Consider the following 20,804-nt stretch of genomic DNA (forward strand, 5'->3'; position numbering starts at 1 on the left):
CTTTCGTCAATACAGTTAGGCGGCTTAGTACAGTGTCCAGTGCTGCTGTTGGATACGCTGGATGAACAAGCGCAGATCGCTTTCTAATGGGCGATCTTCAACAACAAACTCAAACTCTTGCATCACTTGGTCACGGATCTGCTTCAAGTTGTCACTCATGTGGTGTTCGTCGAGCTCATTGGCACGCTTACGTAGCTCTAGCGCTTGTGTTGCAGCCAATAATGAAGCTGCTGCAACTTGCTCAGTCAGCTCTAGTACTCGCAAGCAATCGCGAGCGGCGATCGTGCCCATGCTGACTTTGTCTTGGTTATGACACTCAGTTGAGCGAGAGAACACGCTTGCTGGCATGGTGTGTTTTAGTGCCTCTGCCGTCCAAGCTGAGATACCAATCTGAACTGCTTTAAAGCCGTGGTTGATTGGCTTACGCTCACCTTGAGCACCAGTTAGGTTAAACGGCAGTCCATTGTTAAATTTGTAATCCATCAACTGCGCCATTTGACGGTCAAGCAGATCAGCAAGGTTAGCGACTGCAGTTTTTAACGTATCCATAGCCATTGCGATGTGACCACCGTAGAAGTGACCGCCATGCAATACACGCTCGTTATCGCCATCAATGATTGGATTGTCGTTAGCGCTGTTGAGTTCGTTCTCAATCATTTGACGCAACCACGGCAGTGAATCTTCCACTACACCAATAACGTGCGGTGCGCAGCGCAGTGAATAGCGATCTTGTAGGCGGTCGCTATTGCGCGGCGGACGATCAGCTTGCAAGTCATCACGTAACCACGCGGCAACCTGTTGCTGGCCTGGATGAGGCTTCACTGCAAACAGCGCTTCGTCGAAGTGGAAGTCATTACCGTGCATACCTACTGATACCATGGCGGTGATTTTGGTCGATAGTTGAGATAGGTACTCAGCACGCTTGTAGGCGATACATGCAAGAGCTGTCATTACCGATGTCCCGTTCATCAGCGCTAAGCCTTCTTTTGGCTTCAGCTTAATCGGTGTAATGCCTAGTTCGTTGTATACATCGCTCGTTGGTCGCACTTCACCCTTGTACAACACATCGCGTTCGCCAATGAGCGCAGCCGCTAGGTAGGAGAGTGGTGTTAAGTCGCCGCTTGCACCTACCGAGCCTTCTTGAGGGATACGCGGTGCAATGTCATTGTTGATTAGGGTAACGATTTGGTTGAGCAGATCGTGGCTAACTCCAGAAACACCTTGAGAAAGTGAACATAGACGAGTCGCTAATACCGCACGAGCTTGATCATGAGTCAGAGTTTCACCTAAGCCACAGCCGTGGAAGCGAGTCAGGTGCAGAGGCAGCTCATCCACCAAGTTAGGTGGGATAGCAACGGTACACGAATCACCATAGCCAGTTGTTACACCGTAAATTACCCCTTCTTCTTTAAGAAGGCGCTCAAGAAATGCCACGCCTCGGTCAATCTTAGAGGTGAAGGCTGGGTCGGTGTTCATGCTAGCTGAAGCACCTTGAGAGATCGCAACAACGTCTTCGATCGTTAGGTGTTCTGCACCAAATGTGATGCTATTTTGATTCTTTTTCGTCATGGTGCTGATTGCTCAATGTCCAAAAATTAAAAAAGTTATACCACTGAAGAGGTGCCTTCAGTGTGTAGTGCTGAAGTCGGTCAGCGTACTGCTGCACCACTTCTTGCAATGTCTGTTCACGTGTCTTTCTTGGTAAGACTATCTTGTCGCTAAAATGTTCAAAGTAGACATTAAAGTGAGGCTCTTTACAGCTATCGTCTCTCAATCCAAATAGCAGGAATACGGGCGCTTTAAGAACAGAAGCAAGCATAAATGGTCCTTGTGGGAATGGCGCTTCTTGTCCTAAAAACTCCGCCCATACTGAGCGACTCTCTTTGCTGGTGGAGGTACGATCGCCAACAATCACGATCCACTCGCCTTGCTCAAGCTTCTGTTGAAGCAAGATGGCCGTATCAGGTCCCATTGAGCTGACTTGAATAAGGTTTAAGTCAGAGTTTGGGTTTACCGCTTTCATTACCGAATTAAAGCGCTCGGCATGCTCAGTAAAGACCAGTGCGTTGATCTTAATGTTTGAGTGTCTACGACCGAGTGCGCGACAGAGTTCGATATTACCAAGGTGAGAGCCTAGGATAACCACACCTTGTTCATTGTTGACCATATTTTCAAACTGGTCTTGGCCGTGAATTGTTAGGTTCTCAACTGAGAAGTCTCCCTTCCAAGCGGCAAGCTTATCCAGCATGGTGTGACCAAACGAAAGCAAATGATGGTAGCTGGTTAGGTTACTTGGCAGATCAATATTGTGCAGCTCAGCATAGAGCTTCAATGTATGCAGATAATGTTCAGAGGCTTCACGTGCACGTTTCCCTGTTAGGTGGTAGTAACGCATCACGCCTTTGAGGATCAGATTGAAGACACCGCGTCCTAGCAGGGTGTAGATCATCAGCAGCAGTTTGATCCCTAGCACCGTACCGCGCTCTTGAGTGCGTGACCAATGGGGTTGATTGCTGTTGCTTTCCTCTTCTGCTCTATTGAAGTGACGGGCAATCAGTTTTGGGGCACGTGGTAGCATGCCGAAAAACAGTCGAGTATGCATCCAGCTGATTTTTACGTTGTCCCACAGTGCATCAAAGTGCGAGATACCGCCCTCTGGGTAGATAACGCGAGTGTCGATAAAATCAATATCGCAACCTTCCCAGTACAAACGCACCAGTACTTCGATATCGAAGTCCATGCGTGAGCCAACATCATATTTATTGAGTACAGCTTGCGTTGCAGCAATCGGGTAGGCTCGGAAGCCACACATGCTGTCTTTGATTGAGAAAGACAGGGTCTCTATCCACACCCAAATATGCGTCGCGTAGCGTCCGTAAAGACGTGATTTAGGCACACTGTCATCATAGACAGGCTGCCCAGAAATAAGGTGGGTTGGCGATGCTTGCGATTTTTTAAGAAGTTTAGGTAGAGCCTCTAGATCGTGTTGACCGTCAGCATCAATCTGAATGGCATGGCTGAAACCCAGCTGTTGAGCTCGTTCAATTCCCGCTTTGACTGCACCGCCTTTGCCTTGGTTCTCGATTAGAGTCACCAAAGTTACGTCATCAAGCTCAGCCAATGGTTTTAGGTGCTGCTTGGTTTCGGCATTGCTCCCGTCATCGACCAAAATAATTGGTAGCGCATAGCTTTTAAGGGATTCAATAACCGCTGCCACTGTTGAGCCGTGGTTATAGCAGGGAATCAAAAAACAGGCTTGGTAGCTTGTTTGGGTTTCAATGCTCGCCACGCTATTCACTTTTTTCTCCCAGCTTCATTTTGCCAGATGAGTGAGTGCAGTTGCCGTTATCAGACGTGTAGCTAAACGCCAGTTTCTGTTTGTCTGAGTCCCACTTTAACGTCAATGTGACTGTCGCATCGGGTAAAATGGGCTCTTGGAACTTGATCACTTCCATGCCTTTAAATTGAGATGGAACAGCCAGCTCCTGGATCGCATAGGCGAGTGCCCAATCAATCTGAGTGACGCCGGGCAGGATAGGAAAGCCCTTAAAGTGGCCTTTAAAGTCGGTTAAATCGGCGTCCACTTTAAAGGTGAGTGTCGACTCCGTTGTTTGGGTCTCGATCTGTAAGATGGTTGGCTTTCTTTTGTCCATAACACTGGCTTTACTTTATTGTTTTAATGACGCGCTTAAGGCGAGCTATTGCGCGTTTATGATTTGTTCTATTTGCGGAGTGAGTCGCTTTCCTTGGCTATTGAGCGGGATCTCTTCAACTACTCTAAAACGCCTTGGTACCGCAATGGGTTCAAGCCACTTTCTAAGCTCATTGCGTAATAGTAACCAAAACTTGCCTTTACCGACACTGTTAAGCAATTGTTTTCCCTCATCGGAAAGTACGATGACAGAGGCGAGAATCAAACGATTTGGTTCTTCAAATGGGATAACGGCGCATTCATTAATCCACGACAGCTGCTCAAGGCGCTTTTCTACTTCGACCAGAGAGATACGTTTCTCTTCAATTTTAATAATTCGGTCGGTACGGCCTTTAAGAATGAATTGGTTGTCAGACACCATTTCACACTCATCAGCCGTTTGGTACCAGTTGTCTCGGTCAATATAAGGCGACAGCAATTTGATGCAATTTTCTTGGTTCAACTCAGCTTTAATACATGAAAAGAGTTGCCAAGGGGTTTGAGCATTAACTTGTTGGCGGTAGGCGATTCCGCCTGTTTCTGTGCTGCCAAAAACTTCGATGGGCAATTCACCAAATAGAGTGCGAGCTTGTTGGGCTGCTTCTAATGGAAGTGGACCACCAGATGAGAAAACACCCACCAGAGGCTTCGCACTTTGCTCTTCTGAAAGACGTTTCAAAAGGGCAGGGCTGCTGACCAATACCATTTTTGAGTCGGCATGCGAGATGATTTGCTCTGGATACTCTAAATTGAAGCGCGAAAAAGGTACGGATGAACAGAGTGGCCACAAGATACGAAACAACAAACCATAGATGTGCTGGTGCGAGACCGTGCTATGAACACGGCTATCTGTCAGCATCGATTGCCAGTTTTTGCTGAGCTCTGCAATCTCAATATCAAGTTGCTGCAGTGTTTTGTGTATCGCTTTTGGCGTACCGCTTGAGCCTGAAGTGAATAGAACCAGTTTTACCGCACCGAGATTGATAGACTCATTGATGGTATCGTTCATTTGAGTATCAAAGAGTTGCTTAGATAGGAGCAGGACGTTGGTGTTGCTCACCACTTGAATGCTTTCATCAACCAACAGCAGGTCATATTCACTGCGCAGTTCATATAGCGCTTCCGGCTGATAATTACCCGGCAGCACAATCTGCTTGCTGGATAAAGCACAAGCCATAAATGCGACAGTGAATAGGTAACTGTCTTGAGTACAAATAGCGGTACGTTGTGCCGGTGAATCGGATAACAGACCACAAAGTTTCGCTACATCATTGTGAAACTCTTGCCAGCTGATCTGTAACTTGTCATCAAAGCAGATAACGGAATCTAGAGATCTGTCCGCTTGGAATAGCTGAGCGAGAGAAGTATAGCGGGGACTTTGGTTCATAATTTTAGCTTTGGCGTACGCGTTGTCGGACTATCCACTCGACGGCAAACAAAACACCAGCTAGCAGGTAACTGATTAGGCCGTTGTAAAGTGTCCACAACTCAAGAGATTGGAAACAAGTATAGAGTGCAATGGCACCATTGAGCACAAAGAAGACACACCACACCTTGGTCACCTTTCTTGTGTAGTCGATGCCGCTTTGTGGCAGTTCTGGCTCTTGTAATCGAGCAAGGCGCTCAATAATCGTTTGAGGTTGAGTGAGGCTCAGGGCAAATACAGTGAACATACACAGATTGACGATAACCGGATAGTAGGTGAGCCAACCGTGCTGTTTAAAGAGCATGCCTAGCAGTAGTAACGTTAAACCGGCGCCACCACTCACCCAAGCAAGGTGTTTAAGTTCTTTGATCTTAGCTTGACCACCGGTCATGATTCTTACCAGAAACACGGTGGCCAATACGCCTCCTACCGCTTGCAGGCCAAATTTATTGAGCCCAAAGTAAACGGCTATTGGGTAGGAGAAGATGATCAGTGCCGACAGTAAAGTCAGCAGGGGGCGCACTATGCGTCCTTGAGAAGTTCAACGACAGATTCAACCACGTCATTCACGGTGCGTACTGTTTTGAACTCTTCAGGTTTGATCTTTTTGCCTGTTACATTTTGCAAGTGAACAACCAGATCCACAGCATCAATGCTATCAAGGTCAAGATCTTGATAAAGGTGTGCTTCTGGTGTGATTTCTTCAGCATCTAGCTCGAATAGCTCGATAAGCGCATCTTTAACCTGATTAAATACTTCTTGTTGGTTTGCTTGTGTCATAAGGAAATCTTTCTAGTTGTTCGTTTGAGATGTGATGTAGTTTGCTAGATTAGCAACAGAAGCGAAGTGCTGACGTGTGTTTGAATCATCAGCGTCAATCACGATGTTGTATTTCTTCTTAATTGCTAGGCCAAGCTCAAGCGCATCAATCGAGTCTAGACCCAAACCATCACCAAACAGTGGAGCTTCAGTTTCAATTTCATCAATGCTCATATCTTCAAGGTTCAGAGCATCAATGATCAGCTGTTTTAGTTCGTTATGTAATGTTTCCACTTTGGCCTACTTGTCTATATTAAATGCGAGTAAATGCGAACGAATAGAATCACATTTACCCAAATCAAAAGTGTGTTGAGAGGCTTATTATTCTTGCTCTGGAAAAATGTTTTCCGCAAGGTGCCGATTTAAGCGCCTTGCCGCAGAAGTTAAATTATTTGAGCTCTCAATAAAGGGTGTCACTTCTATTTTACCTTTGACTGAGACATGAAAAAAGGGTTTCGTCGAAGGAACTTGGTACCACTTCTTCTCTTTAGTGAGAAATGAAGGCGTTACCGTGATGTGAATGACACGTAAATCGGTCTCAGTTCGAGTAGCAATTTGCGCTGCACCGCGCTGTAAAGATGGTGTGATGCCGGGAGTTGTTCGTGTTCCCTCAGGAAAAACCAGTAATACGTTGCCACGAGAAAAACGCTCTTCACAACGTTCAAGTAAATCATCAGGCGCTTGATTAGGAATATATCCCGCAGCTTTTACAATACGTTTCATAAACGGGTTTTCCCAAATCGCGGCCTTAACTAGGCAATCACACTGAGGCAGTTGAGATGCGATAAGAACGTAATCAATGAGACTTGGGTGGTTGGCGACGATGATGCAGTTGCGATCTTTCTGTAGAGTCTCGACACCATCAATGCGGTAATCAATGGCGCCGGTGAATTTCATGATTCGGCAGAATGCATTAAACGTAAAACGTATTAAACGTTGCGCTTTGAGCTCACGTTGAATGGTATTGGGTGTGGTGATAGCAAACAGAGGCAGGATGATAAAGCTAAGAACCAAACCACCTAGGCCAAAGATCGAAAAGCACAGTCCCGTGGCGAACACTCGCCAATATTGATTCAGCTTATTCACAATGCTTAACCCACGACCAAGTTTGGCGTTTGCCGGAAATTTGCCAGCTTGATTGATTGTTTAGGTAGTGCTGGAGGAACAGCAAACCTTGTGGAAGAGGAGTTTCCTGTGACTCAACATTTGAGGTTTCTCTGTTGAGAGAATACGCACTCCCTTGGCTTAACACTAACCCTAGCGCGTAGTCAGAGTACACTTGGGTTTCGTACTCTTTGTAAAGCTCAGGCAGGGGCTGGTCGAAATCGATGACCATGACTTTATGCGCAGGGTACTGGCTCAAATATAGATAGGCTTCAATCAAGGCACTGTGAAATGTATCGACGCCAGAAGCGATTGAACTCAAAGGAATTGGGGCTTTAGCTGCAATCGTCGTCAGTCCGGCTGCAGTGTTGTGCACTGATTGGGAAAAGGCCATTGGAGAGGCATCTTCACCTTCGAGAATGGATTGAATCAATGTTGCGGTTCGGTGTAGTTCACCATGACGGCTGGCAAAGACTAAGAAATGGATATCGTTGTCTTCAAGCAATGTTAATGCGGTTTGCACAGCAAGCTTACTTTGCAGACTCATGCGGCGGCGCATCATCGGAGGAATGGCTTTGAAGTTAGTGGTTGTGTCTTCAGGCCACTGCGTTGTCGTACTCCATGCCTGCCAATCCGAATGAGTCATAAGCCCAGGCGAATTCGCACACCACTTTTCAATATTGAACGACATTAAATGAGATTGATTTGACATAGAGTATTGATTTGAATTGGGTCTAATTAAATACTATGCGAGATAAAGACAAATATAGGTAAGGAAATACAATGAAATTATTCAAAATTGCAGCTTCGATGTTATTCGTTTTGGTTCTCGCAGGTTGTGGTCGTGTACAGCCAGTTATGAACGTTGAGGATACTCCAGTTGCACATAATCTTCAAAGTAAACAGGTAAAATCAGCGATTTATGAGTCGGCGATTGATCGCGGCTGGCTAGTTTCTGAAGTGAAGCCTGGTCTTATTCGTGCAGAGCTATATGTCCGTTCTCATCACGCGGTGGTTGAAATTCCTTACAGCGATAAGTTCTACTCGATTCTGTATGTAGAGTCAGAGAACCTAAAATATGACGATGGCGAGATTCATCGCAACTACAACCGTTGGGTAAACAACCTGAACGTTGATATTAAACGAAAGCTAGCGCAAATGGCGGCTGAATAGTTTTAGAACAAATAAGTTAGGTTTTTTGTGTCCAATTATAATTTAGATCCATTCAATGCACTTCAGGCTAAAACAGAAGCTCAGAAGCTCTCTTTTGCGCCGATAGTGTTCCATACTGCACGCACATTGCGTGATTTAGGGATATTAAAAGCCCTCGATGAGGCGGGTGAGCAAGGTTTAGACGCTAGCGATATTTCAGCCAAAACTGGCGTATCCGAATACGGTGTTAAAGTCCTACTCGATATGGCGTTAAGTGCGCACATTGTATTGTGGGAAAAGCCAAATTATCGATTGGCAAATCTTGGTTTCTATCTGCTACATGACGGCATGACTGAAGCGAATATGGATTTTACGGCGGATGTTTGTTATGCCGCAATGATGCACCTAACCGAAGCAATTCAAAAGGGTACGCCTGCGGGGCTGAAAGAATTAGGCGAGTGGGAGACTATCTATCAAGGTTTATCTCAATTGCCTCAACAGGCGAAAGAGAGCTGGTTTAAGTTTGATCATTTCTATTCCGATCGCTCGTTTCCGATTTTGCTGGAAAAAGTCTTCGAAAAGCAGCCTAAATCGCTGGTGGATATTGGCGGTAACACGGGGAAGTGGGCACTGCAGTGTTGCGGGCATGACTCGGATGTTGAAATCACGATAGTTGATTTGCCGCAGCAATTAGAGATGGCAATGGCTAATGCCAAAGAACAAGGCTTTGAAGATCGCATCACACCTTATCCCGCGAATATGCTGGATAAACAGCAAGCCTTGCCGACTGGCGCAGATGTATGGTGGATGAGTCAGTTCTTAGATTGTTTCTCTCCGATGGAGATCTTAAGCATTCTTAAGCGTGTACGTTCACATATGTCAGAGCAGGCGACCGTTTATATTCTGGAACTATTCTGGGATGCGCAAAAATACGATGCAGCCTCTTATAGCTTGAATGCAACATCGCTGTATTTCACCTGTTTAGCCAACGGAAATAGCCGTTTCTATCGCAGCGAAGATTTCTTAGAGATTGTTGCTGAAGCAGGATTTGAAGTGGTGACTCGTACCGATGATATCGGGCTCGGACATACACTCCTTGAACTTAAAGCCGCTTAACGCTTAATTTTGGTGATGACAGTAATGAGAAAAATAAAGACTCAAGTTGTGGTTATCGGTGCAGGGCCTTCGGGCTCGATTGCCGCGGCTCTACTCCATAAAAAAGGGGTGGAGGTTCGTGTGATTGAGAAGAGCGTTTTCCCTCGCTTTTCCATTGGTGAAAGTCTATTGCCAGCTTGTATGGAAGTCGTTGAACAAGCAGGAATGACTGAAGCTGTGAAATCTGCCCAGTTCCAATACAAAGATGGGGCTGCGTTTCGAAAGCGTGGGGTATATACCGCTTTCGATTTCCAAGACAAGTTCTCCAAGGGGCCTGGTACTACGTTTCAAGTTCAGCGAGGCACTTTTGATAAAGTACTTGCCGATGAGGCACAAAATCAGGGTGTCGCTATCGATTACCAGCACGAGCTTATCGATATTCGTTTTACTGACCAGCACGCCATTTTGGATGTTCAACCTGAAGGGGAAGACGCGTACCAAATCGAGGCTGATTATGTATTAGACGGCAGTGGCTTTGGTCGTGTGCTGCCTAAGATGTTAAACCTAGAAGAGCCATCTAGTTTACCTCCTCGTAAGGCAGTGTTTACCCATATCAAAGATAATATTGATTTGGCGGAACATGGCTTAGAGTACGATAGAAACAAGATCCTTATTTCTGTCCACCCAATTAACCCTGACGTTTGGTATTGGCTAATCCCATTCAGTAATGGTGTCTCTTCATTTGGTGTAGTGGGTGAACCAAGTTTCTTTGAAAATTACCCTGAAGATAAGATTGCCTTACTCAAGCAGGTAGCCAGTGAAGAGCCGGGTTTGGCCAATATTCTAAGCCAAGCGGAGTACTCTAATCCTGCTGGCGAGATTGGCGGCTATTCAGCAAATGTGAAGCACCTAGCGACGGACAGATACGCTCTGCTGGGTAATGCTGGCGAGTTCCTCGACCCAGTGTTCTCTTCAGGTGTGACCATTGCGATGAAGTCTGCCGAGTACGCTGTAGATTGCGTTGCAAGACATGTGAATGGCGAAGAAGTGGATTGGGACAAAGAGTATGCGCAGCCTCTGATGAAAGGGGTGGACACATTCCGTACCTATGTAGAAGGTTGGTATTCGGGTTCGCTGCAGGATGTAATTTTCTATGAGAAACCTAATCCAAAGATTAAGCAGATGGTCTGTTCTATTTTGGCTGGTTACGCGTGGGATGAGTCGAATCCGTATGTGAAAGAGTCTCAGCGACGCTTGTCTGCTTTGGCGGAATTGTGCCAAGAGTCTTAGTTACTTAACATCGAAACGAAAAAACAGCGATTCCGGTCGCTGTTTTTTATTGAGGGTTGAGAATACAACCGCTTGGGTAGACGCATAGCTATCTACACAGGGGCGTGACTATTTTAGATCAATGCTGTTTAGGCGTCCCATAAATACAAGCAGATCAATCACATCTTTATGTGCCTCTAATAGCGCACGCTTGGTTTGGCTGTATGCGGCAAGCCTGCCATGTTTTCTGATTGAGCAGACCTTCGTTCGATACTTATATTCTCCGTTCTCGGCAAATACTCGCCACTTGGCGATATAGCATTCGTCGCGATGCTCAGGATCGCTTTGAGTGGGATTGGGCTTGAAGACAATTTTAGGCTCCAGGCTGTGTGGTAGCCGTGTCATCAGGTATGGGTCTTTGAGCACCTTGCCCCAGAATTTTCCCCATAGTTGTTTGCCAAGCTCATCACGTAGCTTTATGGTTTTTTTGAGCGCTTTCTCTTCTCCAAGACGCACGAAGCCCACCGACCGATGCAGAACCGTATCGTCAGGCGTGTGAATATGGATCTTATATGCTGTTTTGCCTTTTGAAATGAAGCGGTAACCGGTGGCTCCAATCAGGTTATTCTCACTCATAGCTTACTAATTGATGGTTATGTTATTAGTAAGATTACGCCAAATATCAGAAAAACAGAAACCAATTGAGCGGAAAAAATAAAGCCCCGAATTTTACTTCAGGGCTTTGCTATATATCTTAATGGCTTACATGATCTTCTGCATTACGTCGCCAATTTGAATACTGCCTGCTAAGTTAGGCTGCTCAATGGTCAACTCAGCTTCGTTCTCATAAACGCGAGTAACCGTAAGGGTGATGTCACTCTTAGATACCTTGTTACGCGGCAAACCATTTTGATCGATAAATGAGCCTGTGTGCCACAGCTGTAGCTTGTCTCCCTGTTGAACGCCGTGTAAACGACCTAGATCCATCGTCACTGTATTACCAAAGACCGCAGCCACTTCTGGTAGGGTGATTTTACAAGACACTTCCGACTCCAAGTCGAGCATGATATTTCGGCTTACTCGCAACATCATGCTGCCATAGGTTGATGCCCAAAAACGCGCACTTTTGGTATCCACTTCACTGGTCTTCGGAAATGGCCATTTTGCTACCTCGCGGTAACTACGGTTGTAAACTTGATGGCCAGTTTTGCCGTCATACACCTGCATCTCTAAAGCGAATTGACGGTTAATCACATCGTCTTGTAGAAGCTTAGACTCGATGGTTGCCGTTAAATCGGTAATGGTGCCCCCAATTACGTATTGCGCTCCATGGTCTTGCGCGATCATTTTTAACGTTTCTGGCTGGCGTCGGTCTATTTCATAGTCGGTGGTACCCACAGAAACAAAACTGCGTGATTCCTGAGACAGCTGGCGGTTGATCACATGGCTGAAGTCATCGCCAATGTTATAGACACGCCCCATTACCGCCTGTTGTGGAGAGGCAAGGTCAACGTTACCGACCAAAAATGTCTTCTTATATTGGCTTTCATGGCAACCATTTGCCGAAGGATAAATATCGATGCGAGCAGTGATCATGATGTTGCCGCTGCGCTTTCTCTCTTTGTCGACAAGGATGTATCTCACTTCATGGTTAGTGAATTGATACTCTTTTTGTCCTGCTTGTAGATAAGGTGTTAGGTTCGCGATACTGCCAATATCTCCTCCAGAGAACTGCATCGCTTTGTAAATGGCATCTTCAAGTGCATGAACTCTTGCCGCATCTTCAGACGCAACGATCGCCGCTGTACCGGTAACTTCAAACCATGATGCATGAGCATTGAAGGTCATAGTGAGCAGTGAAACTATTGAAAATAGTGTGGAAAATATTTTTTTCATCTATTCGTTACCAGTTGGGTATAAATATTGCTTAACAAATTATCAGAAGCGAATTGCTGATTTGAGTGCCGCTTTTATTAATGTGAACAATTAATCAAAAGCAAAGACTGTTCCAACATTGTAATCCATTAAAGGAAAGAGTGGTGAGAATAGGTTGCACAGTCTGGTACTAAAACATCTGGAGATAACACAATGAAAAAATGGCTTGTAGTAATCAGTGTAATGCTAATTACATCATGTGCTTATTCGCCTATCTATAACGGTAAGTCTGAGTACGCTGGTAGTCAGTTTATGTTAATGGATAGTCCACGTCATACTATGGACTTCTTCGTCGAGAGTATGACTGAAGACTTGATTATGTCTAACACCAGTGTGTCGGCGCGTACGCCTATCGCTGTCACCTCGTTTGTTGACCTGCAACATATGGATTCGACCAACTGGCTAGGCAACTCAGTCTCTGAAGGCTTTATCCATCAGTTTCAGCGTCGCGGCTTTAAAGTGGTAGATTTTAAGACAACTGGCTCGATTCAAGTAACTCAACAGGGTGACTTCGCTTTGAGCCGAGACTGGAAAGATCTGGCACAAGAGCAGGATGTTCAATACGTACTAACGGGTACTATGCTACGCCAAGAGGGTGGTGTGTTAGTTAATGCTCGTGTCGTAGGTATGCAAACGCGTATCGTTGTTGCAACGGCGCAAGGTTTCTTACCGGCAGACCGTATTGGTCGTGACCTAGACACATTGAACAGCATCCGCACTCAAGATGGTGTGATCATTCGCTCAGACCCAACTATTAAGCAGCCATATACGGTTATTCTTCGTCCATAGGAGCCTGTCATGAAGAAGGTGATATTTTTAATCGCAGCATTGTTACTTGTTGGCTGTCAGCCACTGCAAACCATGCGACCAGACGATTTCTTGGTGGCAGTTGGCTACGCAAGTATTAGCGAACAAAAAGGGCGTAATGACGAAGAGAAACGTATTCGAGCGATGCGAGCTTCAAAGATTGATGCGTACCGTGAACTGGCTGAGCAAGTATATGGTATGCGTGTTAGTGGCCGTGCTGAGCTTGAAGACCAACGTCTGGGCACTGAGCTGACTTCCGGCGCTGTTGATGGCGTTATTCGAGGTGCAGAAGTAGTACGTAGCTACCCTGTGGGTGACAGTTACGTGACCGAACTGCAACTTGATATTAAGAAAATGGACAAATTGCGTGATTACGGTGAGGTTCAAGCCGTACCAGAAAAGAGACAACAAACACTTTTCTAATGTCACTCGGTTGATACTGTATTCTGCTGCTGGCTTTCCAGATGGCAAGTGGCAGACATAATTACTAGGTTTGATGCAAAAAGCGGCAAGTATTGGATACTTGCCGCTTTTTTATTTTCGATGGTTTACGCTATTTTTAATAGCGGAGACCGGAGCTTGTTACTCAAAGGGAAGAATAGAGCTACGCTTTTACGTTGGTTCCTAACGTAGATATGGTATGCGTTTGCCCACCGGCATTGTATGTCATGCCTATTTTTCCATGGCTTTGTTGCATCATGTTGCTGAGTTTGTTGAAGCTCAGGTGCGCGCGGTTAAGTGCTTCACCATTAACAAGGTTTGCTTGTTGGCAATCGTGAATAATAGAGCGAATTTTGGCGACGAGTTCGATAAGCTCTGGCTTTTCGTTCAACTCGGCCACGTTAGTGTGCGCTGCTATTCTCTGGTCTGTACTTCTCAGTTGCTCAACCAGCACGACTTTTTCTTTAGCAATACGTTCAATCTCACTCGATTTTCTACTGGTAATGGCACTCTTTTCCGAACTAAGCAGTTCAGAGAGAGCTTGGGCGCTTTGAAGTTGAAAGTTAACTAAATCTGCGAGTGCCGCCATACAAAAACCTAATCGAGCTTATAGTCAGTTGAACGAAAAACGAACTTATAGGCCTTTAAGCTCGTTTTCGAATTTGATCATGTTGTCAGCCAGTTTTTCTGGGTCAACAGTGTATGAGCCGTTTGCGATCGCTTCTTTAATCGCTGCGACTTTTACTTGGTCAAAGCTTGGTTGCGCGGCCATGTCTTGGTGCATTTGACCAATCGCTTTGCTTTGTTGGCTTAGCGATACCGCATCTTTACTTGCGGGCTTTGCCGATACTTCAGAGCTCGACGCTTGCGAACTGCTAGTATCAGTACGCGCTGTAGAGCGGTTAGTTGTCGTTAGGGTTTGGCCTGAACGAATATTATCAATGCCTGCCATAGTTGAGCCTTTATCTACGAATATGGGAACCTGTACTGTCACTATCGACCGCTGGTTCGATTACTTTAGAGATTTTTAACTCGATTGTTGAAATCGCTAACAGAGTACCACTTTGGCAGGATAACGTGTTAACAAAGAAACAAATCTCTTATGTCGAAACGGGTTTCCTCTAACTTATTAGAGGGGACTTGCAACTCATTTATTAGAAATGAACGGTCACTTCCGACATATCAGTAACAATTCCTTCAATTATACGTTGTGATTTATCATTTTTCACTCTTACTTGGTCTCCCATTGAGCCATCCGTTAATGCCGTGCCTTTTGTGGTAATGGTCATGCCACCTTTGACAGCTTGTATGATAACCTTCTCATTACGACAAACGACGCAAATATCACCTCTCTCAATAACATCACCAGGGCGCAGGTTCTTTTTTACTTTAGCCCCGATGACTTGTTCAGGAAGGGTGTAACCTTGTCGGCGAAATTTGTTAAGTGAAATCATAGCGGTTGTGACATCATATTGACCGATTATCTCGCCTCGCGCGATGGTTCTTGTTGCAGTGACCAATGGTGCAGATATAGAGAGTCGAACCGGAACGTATACTCGCCATTCATCAGGAACACATTGCACAAGAACGGTAATGCTGCTGCGAGTATTGGTGGCAGTAGAAGCACTGGTTTCCAAGGGAATAGGGCAATCTGTAGCCTTTATCCTTGAGTCTACATTGGCAGATTGAACCAAGAGTTCACCGCCCATTGGCTGCTCAACCGTGTCGAGAATATGTTGCTCAGCTGCGGTTTGAATCGCCTCAATTTGTTCTGATGTCGCACCTTGTGCAAAAAAACTAAACAATATTGATATAATGCCGATAAACTTAGCGACAATTTTAAAAAAAGCTCTACATGTTGTTATGGAAAATGGTTGCAGATTTGAGTTATGATACGTCATTCTGTTTCTCTGATGGTTCGTAGCCTGTAGTAGATTAACACTTTTTAATCAAAAAAGTTTGATATGGAGATGCGCTCATGACGGGTATTCTGGATTCAGTGAATCAGCGTACGCAACTCGTCGGTCAAAACCGATTAGAATTACTAACCTTTCGCCTAATGGGGCGTCAGCGCTATGGTATTAACGTATTTAAGGTTAAAGAAGTACTACAGTGTCCTAAGCTGACTTCAATGCCAAACTTGAACCCGCTGGTTAAGGGTGTTGCGCACATTCGTGGTCAAACCATCTCAGTTATTGACTTAAGCTTAGCTATTGGCGGTCGCCCAACAACAGACGTAGAAAAGTGTTTTGTTGTAATTTCTGAGTTTAACCGTACTATTCAAGGTTTCTTGGTGAGCTCTGTTGAGCGTATTATCAACATGCACTGGGAATCTATCTTGCCGCCACCTGATGGCGCAGGTAAAGCGAACTACCTGACTGCGGTAACTAACATTGATAATGAATTGGTTGAAATTCTCGATGTAGAGAAAATTCTTGCAGAGATCTCTCCTGTTGATGAAACAATGGATAGCAAAATTGCTGAAGAGATTGCAGAAGTTGAGCAAGAGAAACCACTTGTTCGACGTATTCTCATTGCGGATGACTCTACCGTTGCTCGTAAACAGGTACAGCGCGCAATCGAGTCGATTGGCTTCGAGGTTATTGCCGTTAAAGATGGTAAAGAAGCGTACGAGAAGCTGATGGCGATGTCGGCTGAAGGTAGTATTTACGACCAGATCTCTCTAGTTATCTCGGATATCGAGATGCCAGAGATGGACGGCTATACACTGACTGCAGAAATTCGCCGCCATGCAGAACTAAAAGACTTATATGTAATTTTACACTCTTCTTTGAGTGGCGTATTTAACCAGGCCATGGTTGAGCGTGTGGGTGCGAACTCATTCATCGCGAAATTTAACCCAGATGAGCTTGGTTCAGCGGTGAAGTCCGCATTAACTAAATAGAAAAGAGACATTAATGACTGCTATAACAATTAGTGATCAAGAGTATCGTGATTTTAGCCGCTTTTTAGAATCTCAATGTGGCATTGTACTCGGTGATAGCAAGCAATATCTTGTACGCAGTCGCCTTAGTCCTTTAGTTGCAAAGTTCAAACTGGCGTCTCTGTCAGATCTATTGAGAGATGTGGTAACGGGTAGAAACCGCGAGTTGCGCGTGGCGGCTGTTGATGCCATGACAACTAATGAGACGCTTTGGTTCCGAGATACTTACCCGTTTGCCGTGCTTGCGGATAAACTCCTTCCGGAAATAGCGGCAAATAAGCGTCCAATTAAGATTTGGTCTGCGGCAAGCTCTTCTGGTCAAGAACCGTACTCAATGGCAATGACAGTACTTGAGACTCAAGCACGTAAGCCGGGTATGCTGCCAAATGTTTCGATCACAGCTACAGACATCTCTGCGAGCATGCTCGATATGTGTCGTGCTGGTATCTATGACAATCTTGCGTTAGGCCGTGGCCTGTCGCCTGAACGTCGCCGTACCTTCTTTGAAGACGCGGGCGATGGTCGTATGAAGGTAAAAGATAATGTGAAGCGTATGGTTAACTTCCGTCCGCAAAACCTAATGGACAGCTACGCGCTGTTAGGTAAATTCGACATTATCTTCTGTCGTAACGTACTGATTTATTTCTCGCCAGACATGAAGTCTAAAGTGTTAAACCAGATGGCTAACAGCCTTAACCCTGGTGGCTACTTACTGTTGGGTGCGTCTGAGTCTTTGACTGGTCTGACAGACCGTTTTGAGATGGTTCGTTGTAACCCAGGTATCATCTATAAGCTCAAGTCGTAACAACAGTACAGACATTCCAGCTTTTCTTATCAAACCCAGCCATTGTGCTGGGTTTTCTTTTTTGTCTCGCTCGGTATATCTTTAGATCAGAGTGACATTCCAATTTACTCTATTCTTGGCTTGTATATTGCAAGTTTAACAGCGAGTGACCGATAAAAAGCATTCATTGTTCTATTGGCTTTAAAAGTTGGTATACATATTGCTTTGGTTATTTCATAACAGTCAGTTCTTGAGTTGAGGTTTACATGGCTATTTCTTTTGACAACGCATTAGGCATTCACCAGCACACAGTTGGTGTACGTGAGCGCAACGCTGAGGTGCTTTCCACCAATATCGCGCAAGCAAACACGCCTGGTTATAAAGCAAAAGGATTAGACTTTAAAAAATCACTGCAGGCGGCAAGTTCTGGGGCAAGCATTGGTCTTAGCCGCACGGACGGTCGGCATATTTCTGCCTCAACGACGGTGAATGGGGAAACTAAGTATCGTATTCCTACTCAACCTGATACAGGAGATGGCAACACGGTGGATTTGGATTTAGAACGAAACTTGTTCATGCAAAACCAAATCAGGCATCAAGCCTCTCTAGACTTCTTAGGAAGTAAATTCAAGAACTTAACTAAAGCGATTAAAGGGGAATAATTAGATGAGCTTATTTAATGTATTCAATGTGACTGGTTCTGCGATGAGTGCTGAATCTGTTCGTCTAAACACGACCTCAAGTAACCTAGCTAACGCGGACAGTGTAAGTAGCTCAGCTGATGAGACTTACAAGGCACGCCATGCTGTGTTCGGCGCTGAGTTAAGTAAGGCACGCAATAGCGGTCATACCGTGCCGGTGAAAGTATTAGGTATCGTCGAAAGCGATAAACCGCTTAGCGCGGAGTACAACCCAGATCACCCATTAGCAAACGACGAAGGCTACATCTACAAGCCAAACGTTAATGTTATGGAAGAGATGGCAAACATGATTTCAGCTTCACGTGCGTACCAAACAAACGTACAGGTTGCTGACTCGAGTAAACAAATGCTGCTGCGTACGCTGCAGATGGGTCAATAAGGATAAGGAGGTAGCATATGGCCGGAATCAATAATGTTGGTCAAAGCGGCTTGTCCTATGTTGATCAGCTTAAAAATCTTCAAGACAGCAAAAAGCCTGATGAAACAACAGGTAAGCAAGATCTTAAACAAGAAGACTTCTTATCGTTATTGACCAAGCAGCTTGCTCAGCAAGACCCTTTTAAGCCGGTCAGCAATGACCAGATGATTGCGCAAATGGCTTCATTTGCGACCGTAGATGGCATTGGCAAGATGAATACACAGTTTGAAAGCTTGAATTCATCAATGACATCTAACCAAGCACTTCAGGCCTCATCTTTAGTAGGGCGTGATGTGTTAGTTCCTGGTGCAGCGGGTGTGAAACCCGGCGATGGCGGCATGGCGGCAATGGTAAAACTTCCTCAAGCTATGGATAACTTAATGATCCGTGTTGAGAACGAAGTGGGCCAATTGGTCCGTACCTTTGATGTCGGTTCTAAGCCTGCAGGTGACACACGTGTTGAATGGGACGGAAAAGACGAAGACGGCAACCCATTGCCTGCTGGTAAATACAACGTGAAAGCGGCTGGTTTACTGGATGGCGAGAGCGCAGAGTTCGAAGTATCAACGTATGCGAATGTGAACAGTGTGCTTCTTGGCAAAGGTGATGGCAACGTACTACTCAATCTGGCTGGTTTCACATCGCCAGTACGACTTGCTGAAGTACTAGAAGTTGGCAAAGCGTAGCTCTAGATAGAGTGAATATGCTAGCTAGATAGATTAGGAGAATATTGGAATGTCATATGTAGCTTTAAGCGGTCTATCCGCAGCTCAATTAGATCTGAACACAACAAGTAACAACATTGCGAACGCAAACACATTTGGCTTTAAAGAGTCGCGTGCTGAGTTTGGTGATGTTTACTCAAGCTCTTTATTTACGAACGGCAAAACCACTCCAGGTGGCGGTGCTCAAGCAAATAAAGTGGCGCAGCAGTTCCACGAAGGTTCAAGTATTTATACAAACAACCCAATGGATTTACGTGTAAGTGGCACAGGCTTCTTCGCTGTGGCAAAAGACCGCATGGTACCTGAGATTAACGAACTCACACGAAATGGCGCATTTCACCTAAACAAAGATAACTACATGGTTACTTCTAACGATGAGTTTCTTCTAGGTTACGATGTTGATCCAAACTCGGGTGAAGTTCTTTCTTACGCACCGAAGCCACTGTCTATTCCAGCTGAATTTGGTAAGCCAAAACAGACTGAAAACATTGAAGTAGGTGTAAACCTGCCTGCAAACGGTGATCTTAAAGACCCGGCTGCATTTAACTTCAATGATGCAGATACCTATAACCGTGCGACCTCTTCAACGGTCTACGATTCTATGGGTCAGTCTTACAAGCTAACCACTTACTACCTAAAAGACCAAACCCAGCCGAACACATGGCAGACTTACTACACTATGACTGATAGTGAAGGTGAGAAGCCGTTGAACATTGCTGGTGGTGATGCGACAAACGCGACGGGCCATGTTGGTCACACTATGCGCTTTAACAACGACGGTACTCTGGCGAGCCTAAACAACGGTCAACCAATTGTGTCGGAAGCGTTAGGTGCGGGTGCTGTACCTATGAACCTAAACGGCGCGGACGTTACTCAAACACTGAACTTTGGTCTAGACTCTTCGACGCAGTTTGCGGCACCGTTTGAATTGACGAAATTCGATGAAGACGGCGCAACAACAGGCTTCCTAACTAAGGTCGACTTCGATGAGTACGGTAGTGTTCTAGGTACATACTCAAACGGTGAAAACGTAATGCTAGGTCGTGTAGGTCTAGTGCGTGTTCCAAACGAGCAAGGCCTAGACAAGAAGGGCGGCACTCAGTGGGATTCTACTAACTACTCAGGTGATAAAATCTGGGGTGAATCGAACAAAGGTTCATTTGGTGGCATCAACAACGGTTCACTAGAGCAATCGAACATCGATATGACTCAAGAGCTGGTTGACCTGATTTCTGCTCAACGTAACTTCCAAGCGAACTCGCGTTCTCTAGAAGTTCACAACCAACTACAGCAAAATATTCTTCAGATTCGTTAATACCTTCTTGGTCTGAATCATCTGCGAATACCCAATTCAATCCGTTTGAATTGGGTATTGTTGCTTGCCTATCTATTTGCCGCCTCAATTGCCGCGCGGTAAAGTTTGTTCTTGCCACCCCTGGCAGCCAGGATCATTTTGATCTCTGTAATTCCTTTCTATCTACTTAACACTATGA

Annotated in this window: 25 protein-coding genes; 11 read left to right on the forward strand and 14 right to left on the reverse strand. The window is 45.3% G+C overall.

From position 1 onward, the window contains the following. Positions 1-24: 24 nt before the first annotated feature. The 9 genes from VFDL14_RS16535 to VFDL14_RS16495 all read right to left on the reverse strand — a co-directional run bounded on the left by VFDL14_RS16535 (position 25) and on the right by VFDL14_RS16495 (position 7,752). Positions 25-1,569 carry an HAL/PAL/TAL family ammonia-lyase gene (locus tag VFDL14_RS16535; protein WP_032550094.1) on the reverse strand — a complete coding sequence of 515 codons (1,545 nt, stop codon included), beginning with the start codon at positions 1,567-1,569 and terminating at the stop codon, positions 25-27. Then, positions 1,547-3,298: a glycosyltransferase family 2 protein gene (locus tag VFDL14_RS16530; protein ID WP_032550095.1), complete on the reverse strand. Its 1,752-nt coding sequence runs from the start codon at positions 3,296-3,298 to the stop codon at positions 1,547-1,549. The genes VFDL14_RS16535 and VFDL14_RS16530 overlap by 23 nt, the downstream gene beginning before the upstream one ends. Beyond that, entirely contained in the window at positions 3,291-3,653 is a 363-nt protein-coding gene (locus tag VFDL14_RS16525) for a 3-hydroxyacyl-ACP dehydratase (protein WP_032550096.1), read from the reverse strand. Before VFDL14_RS16525 ends, VFDL14_RS16530 begins: the two co-directional genes overlap by 8 nt. Positions 3,654-3,698: 45 nt before the next feature. Beyond that, a complete protein-coding gene (locus VFDL14_RS16520; protein WP_032550097.1) occupies positions 3,699-5,078 on the reverse strand; it encodes an AMP-binding protein in 1,380 nt (459 codons plus the stop codon). A gap of 4 nt (positions 5,079-5,082) precedes the next feature. Then, positions 5,083-5,640 carry a septation protein IspZ gene (locus VFDL14_RS16515; RefSeq protein ID WP_032550098.1) on the reverse strand — a complete coding sequence of 186 codons (558 nt, stop codon included), beginning with the start codon at positions 5,638-5,640 and terminating at the stop codon, positions 5,083-5,085. Beyond that, on the reverse strand, positions 5,640-5,897 hold the full coding sequence (locus tag VFDL14_RS16510; protein ID WP_032550100.1) for an acyl carrier protein: 258 nt from the start codon (positions 5,895-5,897) through the stop codon (positions 5,640-5,642). The genes VFDL14_RS16515 and VFDL14_RS16510 overlap by 1 nt, the downstream gene beginning before the upstream one ends. 12 nt (positions 5,898-5,909) lie before the next feature. After that, positions 5,910-6,170 carry a phosphopantetheine-binding protein gene (locus VFDL14_RS16505; RefSeq protein ID WP_032550101.1) on the reverse strand — a complete coding sequence of 87 codons (261 nt, stop codon included), beginning with the start codon at positions 6,168-6,170 and terminating at the stop codon, positions 5,910-5,912. Between the two features lie 87 nt (positions 6,171-6,257). Next, positions 6,258-7,022: a lysophospholipid acyltransferase family protein gene (locus tag VFDL14_RS16500; protein WP_032550103.1), complete on the reverse strand. Its 765-nt coding sequence runs from the start codon at positions 7,020-7,022 to the stop codon at positions 6,258-6,260. Beyond that, the gene (locus tag VFDL14_RS16495) at positions 7,015-7,752 is read right to left on the reverse strand and encodes a beta-ketoacyl synthase chain length factor (protein ID WP_084181826.1); all 738 of its coding nucleotides are present in this window, start codon (positions 7,750-7,752) and stop codon (positions 7,015-7,017) included. The genes VFDL14_RS16500 and VFDL14_RS16495 overlap by 8 nt, the downstream gene beginning before the upstream one ends. 71 nt (positions 7,753-7,823) lie before the next feature. Between VFDL14_RS16495 and VFDL14_RS16490 the strand changes: the two genes are divergently transcribed. The 3 genes from VFDL14_RS16490 to VFDL14_RS16480 are packed head-to-tail and all read left to right on the forward strand — an operon-like array spanning position 7,824 to position 10,577. Then, positions 7,824-8,213 carry a hypothetical protein gene (locus VFDL14_RS16490; RefSeq protein WP_032550104.1) on the forward strand — a complete coding sequence of 130 codons (390 nt, stop codon included), beginning with the start codon at positions 7,824-7,826 and terminating at the stop codon, positions 8,211-8,213. Between the two features lie 27 nt (positions 8,214-8,240). Next, on the forward strand, positions 8,241-9,308 hold the full coding sequence (locus VFDL14_RS16485) for a methyltransferase (RefSeq protein ID WP_032550106.1): 1,068 nt from the start codon (positions 8,241-8,243) through the stop codon (positions 9,306-9,308). 24 nt (positions 9,309-9,332) lie between these two features. Further along, complete coding sequence (locus VFDL14_RS16480) at positions 9,333-10,577, forward strand: NAD(P)/FAD-dependent oxidoreductase (protein ID WP_032550107.1); 1,245 nt, start codon at positions 9,333-9,335, stop codon at positions 10,575-10,577. Positions 10,578-10,685: 108 nt separating this feature from the next. On the opposite strand, the gene VFDL14_RS16475 is transcribed toward VFDL14_RS16480, so the two are convergent. Further along, positions 10,686-11,192: a hypothetical protein gene (locus VFDL14_RS16475; RefSeq protein ID WP_032550110.1), complete on the reverse strand. Its 507-nt coding sequence runs from the start codon at positions 11,190-11,192 to the stop codon at positions 10,686-10,688. Positions 11,193-11,318: 126 nt separating this feature from the next. Continuing rightward, complete coding sequence (locus VFDL14_RS16470) at positions 11,319-12,452, reverse strand: flagellar assembly protein FlgT (protein WP_032550111.1); 1,134 nt, start codon at positions 12,450-12,452, stop codon at positions 11,319-11,321. 192 nt (positions 12,453-12,644) lie between these two features. Between VFDL14_RS16470 and VFDL14_RS16465 the strand changes: the two genes are divergently transcribed. Further along, positions 12,645-13,280 carry a FlgO family outer membrane protein gene (locus VFDL14_RS16465; protein ID WP_032550114.1) on the forward strand — a complete coding sequence of 212 codons (636 nt, stop codon included), beginning with the start codon at positions 12,645-12,647 and terminating at the stop codon, positions 13,278-13,280. Positions 13,281-13,289: 9 nt separating this feature from the next. Continuing rightward, positions 13,290-13,721 (forward strand): flagellar assembly lipoprotein FlgP, encoded by a 432-nt coding sequence (flgP, locus tag VFDL14_RS16460; RefSeq protein WP_032550116.1) that lies wholly within the window; start codon positions 13,290-13,292, stop codon positions 13,719-13,721. Between the two features lie 181 nt (positions 13,722-13,902). On the opposite strand, the gene VFDL14_RS16455 is transcribed toward flgP, so the two are convergent. The 3 genes from VFDL14_RS16455 to flgA form a co-directional block, all read right to left on the reverse strand. Then, positions 13,903-14,328: a flagella synthesis protein FlgN gene (locus VFDL14_RS16455; RefSeq protein WP_032550118.1), complete on the reverse strand. Its 426-nt coding sequence runs from the start codon at positions 14,326-14,328 to the stop codon at positions 13,903-13,905. A gap of 45 nt (positions 14,329-14,373) precedes the next feature. Then, entirely contained in the window at positions 14,374-14,691 is a 318-nt protein-coding gene (gene flgM / locus VFDL14_RS16450) for a flagellar biosynthesis anti-sigma factor FlgM (RefSeq protein ID WP_032550119.1), read from the reverse strand. A gap of 202 nt (positions 14,692-14,893) precedes the next feature. Further along, positions 14,894-15,640 carry a flagellar basal body P-ring formation chaperone FlgA gene (gene flgA / locus VFDL14_RS16445; RefSeq protein ID WP_032550120.1) on the reverse strand — a complete coding sequence of 249 codons (747 nt, stop codon included), beginning with the start codon at positions 15,638-15,640 and terminating at the stop codon, positions 14,894-14,896. Between the two features lie 77 nt (positions 15,641-15,717). Here flgA and VFDL14_RS16440 point away from each other — a divergent pair, with 77 nt between their 5' ends. From VFDL14_RS16440 to flgE, 6 genes are all read left to right on the forward strand, one after another. Then, a complete protein-coding gene (locus tag VFDL14_RS16440; RefSeq protein WP_032550121.1) occupies positions 15,718-16,644 on the forward strand; it encodes a chemotaxis protein CheV in 927 nt (308 codons plus the stop codon). 13 nt (positions 16,645-16,657) lie between these two features. Then, positions 16,658-17,488 carry a protein-glutamate O-methyltransferase gene (locus VFDL14_RS16435; RefSeq protein ID WP_032550122.1) on the forward strand — a complete coding sequence of 277 codons (831 nt, stop codon included), beginning with the start codon at positions 16,658-16,660 and terminating at the stop codon, positions 17,486-17,488. Between the two features lie 245 nt (positions 17,489-17,733). Continuing rightward, positions 17,734-18,129: a flagellar basal body rod protein FlgB gene (flgB, locus tag VFDL14_RS16430; RefSeq protein ID WP_004736175.1), complete on the forward strand. Its 396-nt coding sequence runs from the start codon at positions 17,734-17,736 to the stop codon at positions 18,127-18,129. A 4-nt stretch (positions 18,130-18,133) separates the two neighbouring features. Beyond that, positions 18,134-18,547 carry a flagellar basal body rod protein FlgC gene (gene flgC / locus VFDL14_RS16425; RefSeq protein ID WP_032550123.1) on the forward strand — a complete coding sequence of 138 codons (414 nt, stop codon included), beginning with the start codon at positions 18,134-18,136 and terminating at the stop codon, positions 18,545-18,547. 17 nt (positions 18,548-18,564) lie between these two features. Beyond that, the gene (flgD, locus tag VFDL14_RS16420; protein WP_032550124.1) at positions 18,565-19,272 is read left to right on the forward strand and encodes a flagellar hook assembly protein FlgD; all 708 of its coding nucleotides are present in this window, start codon (positions 18,565-18,567) and stop codon (positions 19,270-19,272) included. 49 nt (positions 19,273-19,321) lie between these two features. Continuing rightward, positions 19,322-20,626, forward strand: a complete 1,305-nt coding sequence (gene flgE, locus VFDL14_RS16415) for a flagellar hook protein FlgE (RefSeq protein ID WP_032550125.1) — start codon at positions 19,322-19,324, stop codon at positions 20,624-20,626. The last annotated feature ends 178 nt before the right edge of the window (positions 20,627-20,804 follow it).

This window comes from Vibrio fortis, from assembly GCF_000695685.1.
Taxonomy (GTDB): Bacteria; Pseudomonadota; Gammaproteobacteria; order Enterobacterales; family Vibrionaceae; genus Vibrio; species Vibrio fortis_A.

Bases quoted from the DNA above. Each gene is read 5' to 3' on its own strand.
- VFDL14_RS16480 (WP_032550107.1), top strand. From the start codon at position 9,333: ATGAGAAAAATAAAGACTCAAGTTGTGGTTATCGGTGCAGGGCCTTCG.
- VFDL14_RS16525 (WP_032550096.1), bottom strand. From the start codon at position 3,653: ATGGACAAAAGAAAGCCAACCATCTTACAGATCGAGACCCAAACAACG.
- VFDL14_RS16455 (WP_032550118.1), bottom strand. From the start codon at position 14,328: ATGGCGGCACTCGCAGATTTAGTTAACTTTCAACTTCAAAGCGCCCAA.
- VFDL14_RS16510 (WP_032550100.1), bottom strand. From the start codon at position 5,897: ATGACACAAGCAAACCAACAAGAAGTATTTAATCAGGTTAAAGATGCG.
- flgP (WP_032550116.1), top strand. From the start codon at position 13,290: ATGAAGAAGGTGATATTTTTAATCGCAGCATTGTTACTTGTTGGCTGT.
- flgC (WP_032550123.1), top strand. From the start codon at position 18,134: ATGAGCTTATTTAATGTATTCAATGTGACTGGTTCTGCGATGAGTGCT.
- VFDL14_RS16435 (WP_032550122.1), top strand. From the start codon at position 16,658: ATGACTGCTATAACAATTAGTGATCAAGAGTATCGTGATTTTAGCCGC.
- VFDL14_RS16535 (WP_032550094.1), bottom strand. From the start codon at position 1,569: ATGACGAAAAAGAATCAAAATAGCATCACATTTGGTGCAGAACACCTA.
- flgM (WP_032550119.1), bottom strand. From the start codon at position 14,691: ATGGCAGGCATTGATAATATTCGTTCAGGCCAAACCCTAACGACAACT.
- flgE (WP_032550125.1), top strand. From the start codon at position 19,322: ATGTCATATGTAGCTTTAAGCGGTCTATCCGCAGCTCAATTAGATCTG.
- VFDL14_RS16470 (WP_032550111.1), bottom strand. From the start codon at position 12,452: ATGAAAAAAATATTTTCCACACTATTTTCAATAGTTTCACTGCTCACT.
- VFDL14_RS16465 (WP_032550114.1), top strand. From the start codon at position 12,645: ATGAAAAAATGGCTTGTAGTAATCAGTGTAATGCTAATTACATCATGT.
- VFDL14_RS16440 (WP_032550121.1), top strand. From the start codon at position 15,718: ATGACGGGTATTCTGGATTCAGTGAATCAGCGTACGCAACTCGTCGGT.
- flgB (WP_004736175.1), top strand. From the start codon at position 17,734: ATGGCTATTTCTTTTGACAACGCATTAGGCATTCACCAGCACACAGTT.
- VFDL14_RS16495 (WP_084181826.1), bottom strand. From the start codon at position 7,752: ATGTCAAATCAATCTCATTTAATGTCGTTCAATATTGAAAAGTGGTGT.
- VFDL14_RS16490 (WP_032550104.1), top strand. From the start codon at position 7,824: ATGAAATTATTCAAAATTGCAGCTTCGATGTTATTCGTTTTGGTTCTC.
- VFDL14_RS16475 (WP_032550110.1), bottom strand. From the start codon at position 11,192: ATGAGTGAGAATAACCTGATTGGAGCCACCGGTTACCGCTTCATTTCA.
- flgA (WP_032550120.1), bottom strand. From the start codon at position 15,640: ATGACGTATCATAACTCAAATCTGCAACCATTTTCCATAACAACATGT.
- VFDL14_RS16520 (WP_032550097.1), bottom strand. From the start codon at position 5,078: ATGAACCAAAGTCCCCGCTATACTTCTCTCGCTCAGCTATTCCAAGCG.
- flgD (WP_032550124.1), top strand. From the start codon at position 18,565: ATGGCCGGAATCAATAATGTTGGTCAAAGCGGCTTGTCCTATGTTGAT.